The following is a 447-nucleotide window of genomic DNA, read 5'->3' on the forward strand; positions in this document are numbered from 1 at the left end:
GGCCGTGAGCCGCACGGTGGAGGGGCCCGCGCCCGTGCCCGGCCGCGGCGGCAGCGCGACTTCCCAGCGCGGTGCGGCAAGGCGGGCCTGCAGCTCGAACGGGCCGGCGGCCGTGGCGGGGGCGCCCTGGGGTTTGGCGATGAGACCGGCCGTCTGCAACTGCCCCAGCAGGGACTGCCAGCCGCCGTTCCAGCGCGCATCGAGGCGCGCCTCGCCCTGCAGCGCCGCGCCGCCCAGGGCGGTGCGCAGGCCGGGGAGGGATTCGATCCATTGCTGCATGCGCTGCGCATCGGCCACGCGCACGTCGAGCGTGCCGGTACCCGCGCGCGGCGCGATGCGGCCGTCGACCTGTGCCGTTGCGCCCGGCAGGGTGGCCTGGAACTGGCCCTGGGCGGACTGCGCCGCCGTGTCGATGCGCAACTGGCGTGCACTGGCCTGCACCTGGAG

The 447-nt window shown here is 77.0% G+C and carries 1 protein-coding gene; it reads right to left on the reverse strand.

The features are described from left to right. On the reverse strand, positions 1-447 hold a 447-nt coding region (locus tag HNV26_RS37495), incomplete at both ends, for a hypothetical protein (protein ID WP_216613097.1).

The sequence above is a fragment of the Myxococcus xanthus genome, assembly GCF_013116825.1.
GTDB lineage: Bacteria > Myxococcota > Myxococcia > Myxococcales > Myxococcaceae > Myxococcus > Myxococcus xanthus_B.